General features: G+C 70.5%; 15 protein-coding genes. 3 read left to right on the top strand and 12 right to left on the bottom strand.

All coding sequences use genetic code 11. The features are described 5' to 3' along the window. Positions 1-3 precede the first annotated feature (3 nt). The 6 genes from C3K08_RS05000 to aroA all read right to left on the bottom strand — a co-directional run bounded on the left by C3K08_RS05000 (position 4) and on the right by aroA (position 6,027). Positions 4-1,179, bottom strand: coding sequence for a PLP-dependent aspartate aminotransferase family protein (locus C3K08_RS05000; protein WP_104990304.1), 1,176 nt, complete (start codon positions 1,177-1,179; stop codon positions 4-6). 18 nt (positions 1,180-1,197) lie between these two features. After that, entirely contained in the window at positions 1,198-1,629 is a 432-nt protein-coding gene (locus C3K08_RS04995; protein ID WP_104990303.1) for a hypothetical protein, read from the bottom strand. Then, positions 1,626-2,450, bottom strand: coding sequence for a nitroreductase family protein (locus C3K08_RS04990; protein ID WP_104990302.1), 825 nt, complete (start codon positions 2,448-2,450; stop codon positions 1,626-1,628). Before C3K08_RS04990 ends, C3K08_RS04995 begins: the two co-directional genes overlap by 4 nt. 12 nt (positions 2,451-2,462) lie before the next feature. After that, positions 2,463-3,497, bottom strand: coding sequence for a hypothetical protein (locus C3K08_RS04985; RefSeq protein ID WP_104990301.1), 1,035 nt, complete (start codon positions 3,495-3,497; stop codon positions 2,463-2,465). A 67-nt stretch (positions 3,498-3,564) separates the two neighbouring features. Beyond that, positions 3,565-4,656 carry a sorbosone dehydrogenase family protein gene (locus C3K08_RS04980; RefSeq protein WP_104990300.1) on the bottom strand — a complete coding sequence of 364 codons (1,092 nt, stop codon included), beginning with the start codon at positions 4,654-4,656 and terminating at the stop codon, positions 3,565-3,567. Positions 4,657-4,701: 45 nt separating this feature from the next. Continuing rightward, entirely contained in the window at positions 4,702-6,027 is a 1,326-nt protein-coding gene (gene aroA, locus C3K08_RS04975) for a 3-phosphoshikimate 1-carboxyvinyltransferase (protein ID WP_104990299.1), read from the bottom strand. A 58-nt stretch (positions 6,028-6,085) separates the two neighbouring features. Here aroA and C3K08_RS04970 point away from each other — a divergent pair, with 58 nt between their 5' ends. Next, on the top strand, positions 6,086-6,505 hold the full coding sequence (locus tag C3K08_RS04970; RefSeq protein ID WP_104990298.1) for a hypothetical protein: 420 nt from the start codon (positions 6,086-6,088) through the stop codon (positions 6,503-6,505). Positions 6,506-6,508: 3 nt separating this feature from the next. Here C3K08_RS04970 and C3K08_RS04965 read toward each other — a convergent pair whose 3' ends face one another. The 3 genes from C3K08_RS04965 to C3K08_RS04955 form a co-directional block, all read right to left on the bottom strand. After that, on the bottom strand, positions 6,509-7,063 hold the full coding sequence (locus C3K08_RS04965; protein WP_104990297.1) for a DUF1572 family protein: 555 nt from the start codon (positions 7,061-7,063) through the stop codon (positions 6,509-6,511). A 61-nt stretch (positions 7,064-7,124) separates the two neighbouring features. After that, complete coding sequence (locus C3K08_RS04960; RefSeq protein ID WP_104990296.1) at positions 7,125-7,400, bottom strand: hypothetical protein; 276 nt, start codon at positions 7,398-7,400, stop codon at positions 7,125-7,127. Between the two features lie 47 nt (positions 7,401-7,447). Beyond that, positions 7,448-7,723, bottom strand: a complete 276-nt coding sequence (locus tag C3K08_RS04955; RefSeq protein WP_104990295.1) for a hypothetical protein — start codon at positions 7,721-7,723, stop codon at positions 7,448-7,450. A 42-nt stretch (positions 7,724-7,765) separates the two neighbouring features. Between C3K08_RS04955 and C3K08_RS04950 the strand changes: the two genes are divergently transcribed. After that, positions 7,766-8,983 (top strand): saccharopine dehydrogenase family protein, encoded by a 1,218-nt coding sequence (locus C3K08_RS04950; protein ID WP_104990294.1) that lies wholly within the window; start codon positions 7,766-7,768, stop codon positions 8,981-8,983. Between the two features lie 54 nt (positions 8,984-9,037). On the opposite strand, the gene C3K08_RS04945 is transcribed toward C3K08_RS04950, so the two are convergent. The 3 genes from C3K08_RS04945 to C3K08_RS04935 form a co-directional block, all read right to left on the bottom strand. Beyond that, entirely contained in the window at positions 9,038-9,763 is a 726-nt protein-coding gene (locus C3K08_RS04945) for a MerR family transcriptional regulator (protein WP_158679851.1), read from the bottom strand. Positions 9,764-9,825: 62 nt separating this feature from the next. After that, positions 9,826-10,686: a hypothetical protein gene (locus C3K08_RS04940; protein WP_104990292.1), complete on the bottom strand. Its 861-nt coding sequence runs from the start codon at positions 10,684-10,686 to the stop codon at positions 9,826-9,828. Between the two features lie 45 nt (positions 10,687-10,731). Beyond that, a complete protein-coding gene (locus tag C3K08_RS04935; protein WP_104990291.1) occupies positions 10,732-11,760 on the bottom strand; it encodes a PIN/TRAM domain-containing protein in 1,029 nt (342 codons plus the stop codon). Positions 11,761-11,889: 129 nt separating this feature from the next. Here C3K08_RS04935 and C3K08_RS04930 point away from each other — a divergent pair, with 129 nt between their 5' ends. Continuing rightward, positions 11,890-12,681: a hypothetical protein gene (locus C3K08_RS04930; protein WP_104990290.1), complete on the top strand. Its 792-nt coding sequence runs from the start codon at positions 11,890-11,892 to the stop codon at positions 12,679-12,681. Positions 12,682-12,770 lie beyond the last annotated feature (89 nt).

Raw genomic sequence — 12,770 nt, 5'->3', positions numbered from 1 at the left:
CCCTTAGCCCTCCAGCGCCTCCTCCAACTCGCCCAGCAGGTCGCCGATGTCCTCGATGCCGATGCTCAGGCGCAGCAGCCCCGGCGTGATTCCCAGGCGGCGGCGCTCGGCTTCCGGCAGCGCCCGGTGCGAGGTGCCCCACGGCCACGACAGGGTGGTCACCACGTCCGCGAGGCTGGGGGCCAGGGGAATCCGGCCCGCGAGTGCCCGGACGAAGGCGGGGGCGTCCTCGATGTCCGCGCTGAGCATCCCGCCGAAGCCATTCGGGTACAACTCCATTGCCCGCTGAAACTGTGGGTGATCGGAGAGGCCGGGGTGGTACACGGCCCGCACCCGTGGGTGGTTCGCCAGCACGTCGGCCACCGCCTGCGCGTTGCCGGAGTGTGCTCGCATCCGCAAGCCCAGCGTCTTGAGGCCCTGGAGCGTCATCCAGGCATCGAAGGCGCTCATCGTGCCCCCCAGCCGGGTCAGCCGCGTCCGCGCCGCCGCCACGAGGTCCGCCCGCCCACAGACCACGCCCCCGAAGGCGTTGGAGTGCCCGCTGAGGTACTTGCTGACGGAGTGGGTCACGAGGTCGGCCCCATGCTCGGCAGGCCGGAACACGGCGGGACTGGCGAAGGTGTTGTCCACGCTGAGGACCGCTCCCCGCCCATGCGCGAGGTCAGCCAGCCGGGGCACGTCGGGTACGGTCATCAGCGGATTGGTGAGGCTCTCGACGTGCAAAACGCGCGTCTCGGGGCGGAAGGCCGCCTCCACCGCCTCCGGGTCGCAGGCATCCACGAAGGTGGTGTGGATGCCCAGCCGGGGCAGCTCCTCGGCCAGCAGCGCGTAGGTCACGCCATACACGCGGGCGTCGGCCACCACGTGGTCGCCCGCCTCCAGCACCCCCAACAGCGCCGCGCTGATCGCCGCCATGCCGCTCGCGGCGACGAGGGCCGCTTCCGTTCCCTCCAGCGCCGCGAGCGTCCGCTCCAGCGTGCCCGCGTTCGGCGTGCCGTTGCGGTAGTAGAAGGGGTGCGGCTCCTCGCCGCTCATCGCCCGTTCCAGGGCGTCAAGGTCGGGAAAGGCGTAGACAGTGGACTGGTAGATCGGCTCGGCGAGCGGGGTTGAGGCAGCGGGCCGGGCTTCTTCCCCCGCGCGGGCGGCGAGGGTGGTGAGGTCAAGCGGCGAGCGGGGCATGGGGGGAGGATAGAGACTTCAGAGCAGCAGCATGAACCAGGCCAGCCAGGTCAGCACCACCATCCCCATCAGCGCCCCGATTTGCCTCACGCTGAGCTGCTCCATCATGGTCGGGGGCCGGGTGGCCCACATGGTCGCGGCAGCGACTCCAGCCAGATAAAGCTGCAACCCCCAGAACAGACCGGAGAAGGTACGTTTCCCGAACGGCACCGAGACGGGCGGCTCCGGACTCACGAGGGGCTGCCACTCGGCATCCGGCGTTCGCAGGTGCCACCACAGCAGCAGAAGCGTAAGCGCTGCGACCGAAGCGGCTAGCCCCCAGACCATCCTCAGCCGACCCAGAGGCGCCGACCGCATCCACTGAATGAACGTCAGCAGGAACCCCACGAGCGCCAATCCCAGCATCAGGCTGACAGCCAGTTCCAGGCCACCCACCGCCCAGCCGGTCACCCCTCGCGGGCGGGCGCGGCCTCGGCCGGGGGCACGGTCGCCTCCGCCTCCTCCCCGGCCCACAGCCCCTGCCGCCTCAGCGCCGCGATGAGGTGCGGCTCGCGCTTCTCCATACCCCCGCCCGGTGCCCAGTACGCCCGCAGCAGCCGCGCCCAGTCGCCGGGCTGATCTCGCCGCGCGGCGATGGGATTCATAACCTCGATGGCCTGGCGCAACTCCTCGTCAGTTCCGTCCCGGTAGCGGTCCTCATGGACGACGAGGGACCGGGGCACGCGCGGACGCTGGGATGGCGTCTCGGCGGGAAGGCCCACCGTGAGGGCAGCGAAGGGCAACACCCCTTCGGGCAGCTCCAGCACGTCCAGCAGCCCCTCCAACCCATTCATCACCCCACCGATCCAGCAGCCCTGATAGCCCAGCAGCTCAGCGGCGGTCAGCAGATTCTGCCCCGCCATTACCGCGTCCCCGAGGCCGAAATGCACCCCGATGGCAGGCCAGTGCCCGACCTCGTGCCCGGCGACTCGTAGGAACTGGCCCACCCGCCGCACGTCCAGGCAGATTACGAAGGCTTCAGAGGCCGTCTGCACATGCGCGTTCGTGGTCAGCTCGGCCACCCGCGCCCGGACCTCCGGCGAAACGAGGCGGATGAAGGAGTAGAGCTGCGCCGTCGCGTCGGTCGGGGCACGCTGCGCGGCGTGGAGCAGCACGTCCAGATGCTCGGGTGGCATGGGGAGGGGCGAGCCGTCCTCCCCGGTGACGTACTGGCGAACGGTGCGGTGGGCGTCGAAAAAGGCCCGGACTTCCTCGGGCGTGCGGGGGGTCATGGGGGGAGGCTATCAGCCGCCCGCTTCGGCGGGCACGGGTGGCGGCACCACCAGCGCACTCAGCCCCACGCCGCCCAGCCCGGCCATGACCGCGACGCCCAGCCACAGCTCCAGGCTGAGGTTGGTCAGGCCCAGCAGCGCCAGCCCGCCCAGATACGGCACCCACACGGCGAGCGGCAACAGGAAGGCGAAGGCCCGCAGCGCCCAGGGCCGCGCCGGGGACGGGTTCAGCAGCAGCAGCCCCGCGTCGGCCACCAGCCCGGCGGCGAGCATCAGCAGGGGCACGCGCCACTCGCCGGGCACCAGCATCAGGGTCATCAGCAGGGTGTTCAGCCCATACATCAGGGTCATGGCCCCGAAAGGCAGCCGGAAGCGCCGCAGCAGCAGAAGGGGGGGCGCAGCCAGGATCAGCGCGGTGAGCAGGATGCTGCCCAGCTCCCCGCGCGTCTGCACGTAGCCCAGGCCCTGCGGAGCGGCCAGCAGGCCCCACAGGTACATGTGCATAAAGGACGTGAAGCTCAGCAGCGCCGTGGCCGACAGCACGGCGGGCCACACCACCCCCGCCGGGGCCGCGCGGGGCGTGGGCACCCGCCAACTGCTCACCAGCGGGGCCGCCAAGATGGACGAGGCGCCCGCGAACAGCAGCAGGTGGGTGGGCGAGAGCAGCGCCTCGATACCGACCTCGATCCCGAAGACGGTGTGCCAGGTCATGTCCCCCAGCCCGCCCAGCCCGAAGATCGGCACCCCCAGCGCGGCGAGGGCGTACCCCTCCGGAAAGGCCGCGAGGCCCCGCCGCCCCGACCGCCAGCCCCGGTACCCCAGCCACAGCACCCACGCCGCCACCGCCAAGAAGCCCGAATAGAACAGCGCATGCCAGGGCGTGAAGAAGGTCTCCAGGCTCTCGCCGTATCGGTTGTGCGCCCAGCCGTCCACGAAGATGCCCGTGGTCAGCCACCACCCCAGCCCCAGCGTGACGAGGTTCTGCGCCGGGGTCGCGCGGGGAGGCGCGGCGACGGGCGCGGGCGGGGCGGGGAGGGTGGTGGTCATGGGTCAGTGTAGTCAGACCAAGAGACCGGGATGCCCACCCTGCGTCCCGGTCAGGAGGCCCGGAGTCCTACCGTCCCACGTACTGAATCCGCCAGACCCGCCCCTCGCCGTCGTCGGTGACGAGCAGCGCCCCGTCCCGCGCCACCACCGGGTCCACCGGGCGCCCCAGCACCTCGTCACCCCGCAGGAAGCCGGTCAGGAAGTCGCGCACCTGGCCCGTCTGGGGGTTCACGGTGACGACCTTATACCCGCTCTTCTCGCTGCGGTTCCACGAGCCGTGCAGGGCGGCGAACATCTGGCCCCGGTAGGTGTTGGGGAAAGTCTTGCCCGTGTAGAAGGCGAGGCCCAGCGGCGCGGAATGTGCGGTCGTCAGGGCGAAGGCGGGGGTCGCGGACTTGCAGACCGCCGCGCTCTTTTGCCCAAAGTCCTTGTCCCAGACCTGCGCCTGCCCTGCCCTCACCGTGTAGCAGTAGGGCCAGCCGTAGAAGCCGCCTGCCCTCAGCTTGTAGAAACCCTCAGGCGGAAGGTCGTCGCCCAGCATGTCCCGGCCATTGTTGGTGGCGTAGAGGGCGCCGCCGAACCACTCCAGCCCGACCGCGTTGCGCAGGCCCGTCGCGTAGGGTTTGCCGTTCTTCCCGTCGGCGTCGTAGACCCACACGGCGGCGCGGCGGTCGTCGGTTTCCTCGCAGACGTTGCAGTTGGAGCCGACCGAGACGTACATCCGCCCGTCGGGGCCAAACTCCACGGTGCGGGTCCAGTGGCCGCCGTTGGCAGGCAACGAGACGACACGTTGCGCGGCCCCGCTCGCCTTCGTCTGCCCGCTCGCGTACCGGAAGCGCACCACCCCGTCCGTGTTCGCCACGTACAGGAAACCATTGTGGAAGGCCAGCCCATGCGGGCGGTTCAGCCCCGACGCGAAGACGATCTGGCGGTCAGCCCGCCCGTTGCGGTCACGGTCGGGCAGCACCACGACCCTCCCCGCCCGCGAATCCGAGAGAAACACGTCGCCGTTTGGGGCGACCGCCATGAAACGCGGTTGCTGGAAGCCGTCCGCGTACACGGTGACCTTGAAGCCGTCCGGGGCCTTGAGGGTGGGGGCCTGTGCGCCCGCCATGCCCGCCAGCGCCAGCATCCCCGCCATCAGCAATCGTTTCCGCATGGGGGCAGAAGATCACGGGGCCGTGAGCCGGAACCGTGACGGCGGTCAATCCCGCGTGGCCTCCACATACTGGAAGCGTGCCCCCAGCCCCTCCAGATGTCGGAAAAATTCCGGATAGCTCTTGCGGATGTGGTGCGCCCCGCTGATGCGAATGGGGGCGTCGGCCCGGAGGCCCAGCACGGTCAGCAGCATGATCATCCGGTGATCGCCGTGCCCGTCGGCGGTGAGGCCCCCGGCAATTCGCCCCGTGCCCGTCACGCTAAGGCTGCCCCCCGTCTCGCTCGCCGTCAGCCCCAGCCGCTCCAGCTCGCGGCGGGTGTCGCTGATGCGGTCGCATTCCTTGAGCCGCAGGGTCGCCACGTTCTCCCAGGTGGTCGTGCCGTCGGCAAGGGCGGCGGCGGCGGTGAGAGCCTGCACCGCGTCCGTGAAACCGTCGCCGTCGCGGGTCACCGCCCGCAGGGGCCGTCCGCCGCGCACCGTCACCCGGTCGCCCTCGCGCACAACCTCCGCGCCCATCTCGCGCAGCACGGCCAAAGCCTCGCGTTCGCCCTGAAGGTCATGCTCACGCAGGTTGGTGACCGTCACCTCGCCCGGCAGCACGGCGGCGGCGGCGAGGAGGGCCGCACTCCCCGGATAGTCCCCCGGCACGGGCACGCGCCCCGCCCGGTACGCCTGCCCGCCGGGAATGGACACGCGGCGCAGATCGCCCGAGGCCGTCGCCTGAATCCCGAAGGCCGCCAGCGTGTCCAGCGTCTGCCGCAGCGGGGCATGGCTCTTGATCTCGCCTGCGAGGTGCAAGTCCAGCCCCTCCGGCAACAGCGGTGCTAGGAACATCAGCGCGGAGGCGTACTGGCTGGAGCGTTCGGCGCTCACCTCCACCGCGCCGCCGCGCACCGGGCCGGAAATCGTGATCGGGAGGCGTCCGCCCTCGCTCGTCACCCGTGCTCCCAGCCGCTCCAGCGCCGCGAGGAGGTCGCTCTGGGGCCGCCGTCCCAGCGAGTCGGGGTGGTCGGTGACGAAGGTGGTGCCCGTGGTCAGCCCAGCCACCCCCATCAGAAAGCGGGCCACCGCGCCCGCGTTGCCGGGGTTGAGGGTCACGCCGGGCCGTGGATGTGCCCCGAAGCCGCGCACGGTCACGTCTCCCCCCACCCGCTCGACCCCCGCGCCCCAGTCGCGCAGGCAGGCCAGCAGCGCCTCCGCGTCCTCGCTGGTGGCAGCCCCCACCACCCGCGTCTCCCCCTCGGCCAGCGCCGCCGCGAGCAGATACCGGGTCGTGTAGTTCTTGCTGGGTTGCGCCCGCACCTCGCCGCGCAGTTCGCGGGCGGGGTGGACGATCACGTCAAACCGTTCGGGCAGGCCGTCACCACTCATGGGAGGGAGGCTAGCGCCCCGGTAGTGGGGGTGCGGTGGCGTCGGCTAGCCTGGGGCCATGACCGACCCCACTCCGACCTTCGCCCCCGGCCAGCGCTGGGCCTACCGCACCCGCCCCGGCGAGGAAGGCTCCACCCTGATCGTCCTGCGCCGCGAGACGGTGGGCGGCGAGGCCCTGCTGCACGTCCAGCTTCAGGGCCTGCGAATTCCCAGCCCGCTGACCGAGAGCGGCCTGACCACCTCTATCGGCCACCTGCCCATCCGCGAGGCCGAGGTGCGCCAGAGCGTGACCGAACTGCTAGAGCAGGGCGTCATGGCCGACGACGGCGGCGGGTACGAGACGTGGCGGGCCGCGCACGCACGGGGCGAGGCGGGCTTTTTTACCCTCCCTGTGTCGCAGATCGTCACGCTGATGGAGCAAGCGGTGCGGGACGCGGCGGCGGGTCAGGGCGGGCTCTTTCGCAAGAGCAACCGCTGAAGCTCAGCGGTGTTCGGCCTCCAGCCGCGCGTTATAGGCCGTCGACCCGCCACGCGGAATGCTGAGGGTCTGCCAGTCCGCGCCCCGCAGGGTCTTGACCAGCAGCACGAGTTGATAGACGTGTCCGCTGTAGTGGGCCACCTGCCGCTGAATTGCCTCCAGCACGGTGTGCGGCTCCCCCCGGATGGTCAGCGTGCCCGTCAGGTCGGCGGGCCGCAGGTGGTCCAGCGCGTCCAGAAAGACGGTCCAGCCGTCTTCCCAGAGTTGGCGCAGTTCGTCCCCGGCTCGGTTGCCCTCCTCAAACTCGGCGTCGCGGTGGCGGCCCGGCGTCTCCCCCTCCATGCCCGGCGCGTACCCCCCGCGCAGGCCGCCCCAGCGCGAGTGCATGTTGCCCGCCATGTGCTGCACGAGGACGGCCGCAGAATTGCCCCCTTCCGAAAGCGCCGTGTGCCACTCGCCGGACTGAAGTTGCGCGAGCGCCCCGTCCCCCAGCGTCTTGACGCCACGCATCCGTGACCGCACGTCAGAGAGGTAGAGGTCCGCCACAGCAGTGGTCATGGGGCCAGCAGACCACATCTGCCCGGCCGGGAGAACCCCCGCGCTGGTCAGGGGCTGCGTATCAGGCGCGTTCCTCGCGCGGCAGGAAGCCGAGGTGGCCCTCGAACTGCCACAGCGAGAACTTGCGGGGCCGCTTTTCCACCAGCGTGCCGCGCATGGGGCCGTGCTGGGTCTGCACCTGCACCTCGCAGCGGCCCTCGCCCACCTCGCACGCGGCCCGCAGCGCCTGGGCGTCGCCGCGCAGCAGCGGCATCTGCGCGTGCGTGCCCTGCGGTTCAGCGAGGATGATGAGGCGCTTGTTGGGCGCGACCTGGTACGTTCCCTGAAGAGTCAGCATCCCCCGACCGTACCCCATCCGGGGCCGGGCAAGAGTTCTGGGAGCACTCAGGGCCGCGCCACTGACACTCGCCCGCCTTCCAGCGTCACAGTGGCGGCGAGCTGACCGTCTTGCACTCCCACGACGCAGCCCTGCACGGTGGCGGGCGGCTCGCGCTTCAGCACGGCGGCGCAGGGGGTCTCCTGGGTGATGCCCGCGCGGACGGCGGCCCGCACCGCCTCCTCCGCGTATTCGCGGGCGGCGCGGCCCTGCCACGACAGGGCAGCAACCATCAGGCCCACGCCGGTCACGAAGGCGAGCAGGATCAGGCCAAAGGTCCGCATGGGGCGCAGGCTAGCAGCCGCGAGCGGGTACACTGGCCCCCGATGAGCAAGGTCATGATTATCGGCGCGGGTGGCGTGGGCAACGTGGTCGCCAAGAAGTGCGCCCAGAACGACAGCGTGTTCACCGAGGTGCTGCTCGCCAGCCGCACGGTGAGCAAGTGCGACAAGATCGTGGCGGAAATCCACGAGCACTTCCCCCAGAGCCGGACGAAGTTCACCACGGCAGCGGTGGACGCCGACAACGTGCCCGAACTCGCCGCCATGATCCGCGAGTTTGGCCCCGAGCTCGTGATCAACGTGGCGCTGCCCTACCAGGACCTCACGATCATGGACGCCTGCCTGGAGACGGGCGTGCATTACCTCGACACCGCCAACTACGAGCCGCGTGACGTGGCGAAGTTCGAGTACTCGTGGCAGTGGGCCTACCGCGAGCGCTTCGAGCAGGCCGGGCTGATGGCGCTGCTGGGCTGCGGGTTCGACCCCGGCGCGACCAACGTGTTTACCGCCTACCACGCCAAGCACCACTTCTCCGAGATTCACTACCTCGACATTGTGGACTGCAACAACGGTAACCACGGCAAGGCGTTCGCCACCAACTTCAACCCGGAGATCAACATCCGCGAGATCACAGCGAATGGCCGCTACTGGGAAAACGGCGAGTGGGTGGAAACCGCGCCGCTGGAGATCAGCCAGGACATCTACTACCCCAAGGTGGCGACCCGCAAGAGCTACGTGCTGTACCACGAGGAACTCGAGTCGCTGGTCCAGAACTTCCCGACCATCAAGCGGGCGCGGTTCTGGATGACCTTCGGCGAGGCGTACATCAAGCACCTGAGCGTGCTGGAGGGCATCGGCATGACCTCCATCGAGCCGATCAACTTCCGGGGCATGCAGATTGCCCCCATCGAGTTCCTCAAGGCCGTGCTGCCCGCGCCCGAGTCGCTGGCGGAAGGCTACACCGGGCAGACCTGCATCGGCGTGCAGGCCAAGGGGCTGGGCAAGGATGGCCAGCCGAACGTCCACTTCATCTACAACGTGAAGGACCACGCCGAGTGCTACCGCGAAGTGCAGGCGCAGGGCGTGTCTTACACGACGGGCGTGCCCGCCATGATCGGCGCGATGCTGATGCTTCAGGGAACGTGGATGAAGCCCGGCGTCTACAACGTCGAGGAGTTCGACCCCGATCCCTTCATCGCCGCGATGAACGAGTGGGGCCTGCCGGTGGACGAACTGGCGGGGATTGAACTCGTCAAAGACTGAGCAGCGCACATCAAAGCGGCGGCCCATGCGCACGGGCCGCCGCTTGTGCTGACTTCACTTCAGGTGCCCCATCGCCTCCCCGATGTAGCTCCACATCGCCTGCATCTCCGGCGTCAGGTGGGCCTGATAGGACTCGTTCAGTGTTCCACCGATGTCCGGGCGGCCCCCGGTGAACTCGGCCACCAGTCCCTGCCAGCGCCGGGCGAGGTCGAGGACACGCGGGTCCGACGCGTGGGTCCCCGCTTCCATCTCGCGCAGCACCTCGGCCATGAGGCGGGGCCACTCGGCCTCGACTTCCTTGATGCGGGCCTCGCCGACAACCTCGCGCCGCTGCTCCAGGTATTTCATCTGCTCGTCGTCAAATTTAGGCTGCTCGCCCACCTGACGGGCCACGTCCAGCATCTTCTCCACCTTCTCGTTCATTCGAATCACCTCCAGAAGTTCGGCCCAGCTCGCCCCGCGCGGGTCCAGCCGCCGTAGACGCTCCAGCAGCGTCTGCTCGCGCTCCAGCCGCTCCTCCAGCAGGCGGATATGGGCGGCGAGAACGGCGGCGGGATCATGGACCGGGTCGTGCAGTGCCCCGCGAATCTGGTCCAGCGAGAGCCCCAGCGTGCGCAGGGTCTGAATCTGGTGCAGGGTCCGCACCTCGCCCTCGGAGTAGAGGCGGTGGTCGCCGTCGGTGCGCTCGCCGGGGCAGAGCAGGCCGATCTGGTCGTAGTGGCGCAGGGTCCGCACCGTGACACCGCTGTGCCGGGCGAGTTCACCGATTCTGAGTTTCACCGCTTCCCTCCGCACCTCACCGTAAGGGCTGACGTTACGTCCGGTTCAAGCCCCCGGCCGGGTCACTCCGGGTCGCCGTGACTCTTATCCGTCCGGGCCTCCAGAAAGCGCTGCTGAGTTTCCCAGGCGCGGCGGGCGCTCTCGCGGGAGGAGGTGTCCGATCCGGCGATGCGGCGAATCTGCCCCAGGGCGCGTTCGAGTTCGGCGGGGTCGCGCTCGTCTTCCGGCTGCGCCTTCCAGGCCTGCACCGTGCCGGGGAGGTAGTCGCTCAGGCCCTGCCGGGCGTCGAAGGCGCGGCGGGTATCCCCACCCTCGCGGGCCTGCACCGCCACGGTTTCGAGGTGGTCGACGGTGGACAGCACCTCGCCCGCCAGCGCGGAAGGCAGCCCCCGGCACAGCTCGCGCACGTCGAGCTGTGGGAGGACTTCAGCGCTGGGCTGGGCAGGAAGGGCGGCGGGCGCAGGCTGGGGGACGGCGGGGACGGGCGGGGCCGAAGTCAGCCCGGCCTCGTAAATCAGGTCCACCCCCCGGAAGGCCGCCAGCCCCAGCCCCACGAAGGCGAGCGACAGCACCGCCAGCATCAGCCACGGCCCGCCGAACACGCCGCTGACGGCCACCGCTGGAATCAGCAGGGCGAGGACCGCCGCTGCCTCGGGCCGCGTGAAGACCGCCCGCAGGTTCGCGCCCGTGCGGGGGTTGCCGAACAGCAGCAGCAGCGCCAACGCCACGAGGAGCAGCACTGCCAGCCCCGGCAGCGGGTTGCCCCGCGAGAACACCTGGCTCAGCACGAAGATCGGGATCAGCAGGGCGAAGAGTCCCCCCTGGGCATCCTTGCGCCGCCGCTGACCACGTCGCTGCTTGTCCCGCCGCCGGGAGGAGCGCACGGCGGGAGGCGACGGATCGGGGCCGGGCGCGGGGTCCATGACTCCAGTATCCGCCCCCGGCAGGAGCGGGGCAACGCGGACGGGTCAGGCGGCCCCGGCGTCCTCCGGGCGGGCAAAGATCATGCGCCCGGCCCCGGTCTGCACGTTGTTGACGACCTGCACGCGGGCGGGCTTGCCGCGCAGCTTGATGCCGCCCTCCACGACGACCATCGTGCCGTCTTCCAGGTAGCCGACCCCCTGGCCGGGCTGCTGGCCGCCCTTGGTGACCGTCACGGTGAGGACGTCCCCGGCCTGCACCTGGGGCCGCAGGGCCAGCGCGAGCGTATGCAGGCTCAGCACCTCCACCCCGTGCAGCCGCGCGACGCGGGCGAGATTGGCGTCGTTGCTCAGCAGCTTGGCGCCGGTCTCGCGGGCGAGGCGCACCAGCTTGTCATCCACGGTGGGCAGGGCGGGGTCGTCCCAGTCCTCGACGCGCAGGGGACGCGCCGCCCGCAGGTCCTCGAGCAGGGTCAGCGCCCGCTTGCCGCGCGTGCGTTTCTGGGCGTCCTGGCTGTCGGCCAGCAGTTGCAGCTCGCGCAGCACGAAGCCGGGCACCATCACCTCGCCCTCCAGAAAGCCGCTGCGGGCGAGGTCCAGCACCCGGCCGTCGATAATCACATTGGAATCCAGAATCTTGCCGCCGGAGCGCCGCCGCACCGGCCCGACGTCCAGAAAGCCGAAGGCGCCTTCGTGCCGCACCGCGAAAGGCACGAAAAAGGCGGCCAGCACAGCCGTCACCAGCAGACTCAGGGGCCAGGCGTAAAAGGGCAGCGAGCGCACCAGCGGCCCCAGCAGCACGCTGAGCAGCAGCGCCACCATCAGCCCGAAAGTCGCCGCCGCCACCCGCCGGGGCGAGAGGCCCCCGTACCAGCGGCTGAGGCGGTCCCACAGCCGCGTGGCGGTGCGCTCGGCGTGGGGACCCAGCAGCAGGGCCGCCAGCGCCCCGGCGAGCATCAGGCTGAGGGTGTTGACCCAGGCGGTCCCGTCGTCCCCGGTGCTCGCGGCGAGGAGTTGCCCGGCACCCCATCCGACAAGCAAACCCAGCAGGAGCAGCAGGAGGCGAAAGGCAGGCACGGCCCCGAGTGTACCTGAGGCCCCCGCCCGGCGGGACGCACCCCGGCACCACCCCTTCATGAAGAAGCTGACGCCTTCATGTGGAGGCCCCCCGTGAACACCTCATGGTCGGTGGCTAAGATGCCGTTCATGCGTCAACTCTCCAGTGCTGCCCTGCTGGGCCTCGGTTTCAGCGGGTTCCTCAGCCTCGCCGCCGCGCAGACGGCTCCCGCCACCCCTGCGGCGGCGCCCAAAGCCACCGTCTCGGCCGCGACCGCCCGCGCCGCGAGCAGCCTTGCCGTGGAGATCAGCGGCGCCGTCAAGGGCCAGATCGTGAGCTGCCCAGGGACCCTCAAGGTCAGTGCGGCGGCGGTGTGCCTGTACGTCAAGAACTCCCCCGCGTCTACGCGGGCACTCGTGCGCGGCAAGCTGGGCACCCGCGCCCTGGGGGACTGGAAGACCCCCGCGAACAGCCAGGCCAGCTCGCTGCTGGTGTCGGGCACCGCGAATGGCCCGGTGGCCGCCTACCTGCTGATGGCGCCCCTCTCGGCCACCGAGACGCTGCTGGTGGTGGACGCGGCGCAGGCCACGGCCACGGCGGCGGCTCCCCGTCCCGCGACCCCGGCGGGCGTGGTGAGAGGCGAGCCCTACGTCCTGGGCAGCGACCTCGTGGGTGTGGTCAACGTGACCTCGCTGGGGGGCGGCAAGTTCCGCCTCGCCCGCAGCGGCGGCGACCCCCTCACCGTGACGGCGGGCCAGAAGGCCGCGCAACTCGGCTCGGGCACCGTGCAGCTTCCGCTGGTCCCCGCCTCGGACGGCAAGAACCTGATTTTCCCGCTCGCGGGCCTGCGGGCGCTGGGCTGCACCTTCAGCCCGGCGGGCAACAACGTCACGGTCGCCTGCGGGTCGGCCAGCGTGGGGCTGAGGCCGATCATCTTCTGAGCGCCGTTGCACCAACGTGGGGGGAGGCAGCCATCTGGCCCGCCTCCCCTGCGCCTTTCATCCAGCACTTCACGTCCCCTTGAGGCTTT

Origin of the sequence: Deinococcus sp. NW-56, from assembly GCF_002953415.1 — a bacterium.
GTDB lineage: Bacteria > Deinococcota > Deinococci > Deinococcales > Deinococcaceae > Deinococcus.
The sequence above is the reverse complement of the archived record's forward strand: the minus strand, read 5'-3'. Positions and strand labels throughout refer to the sequence as shown.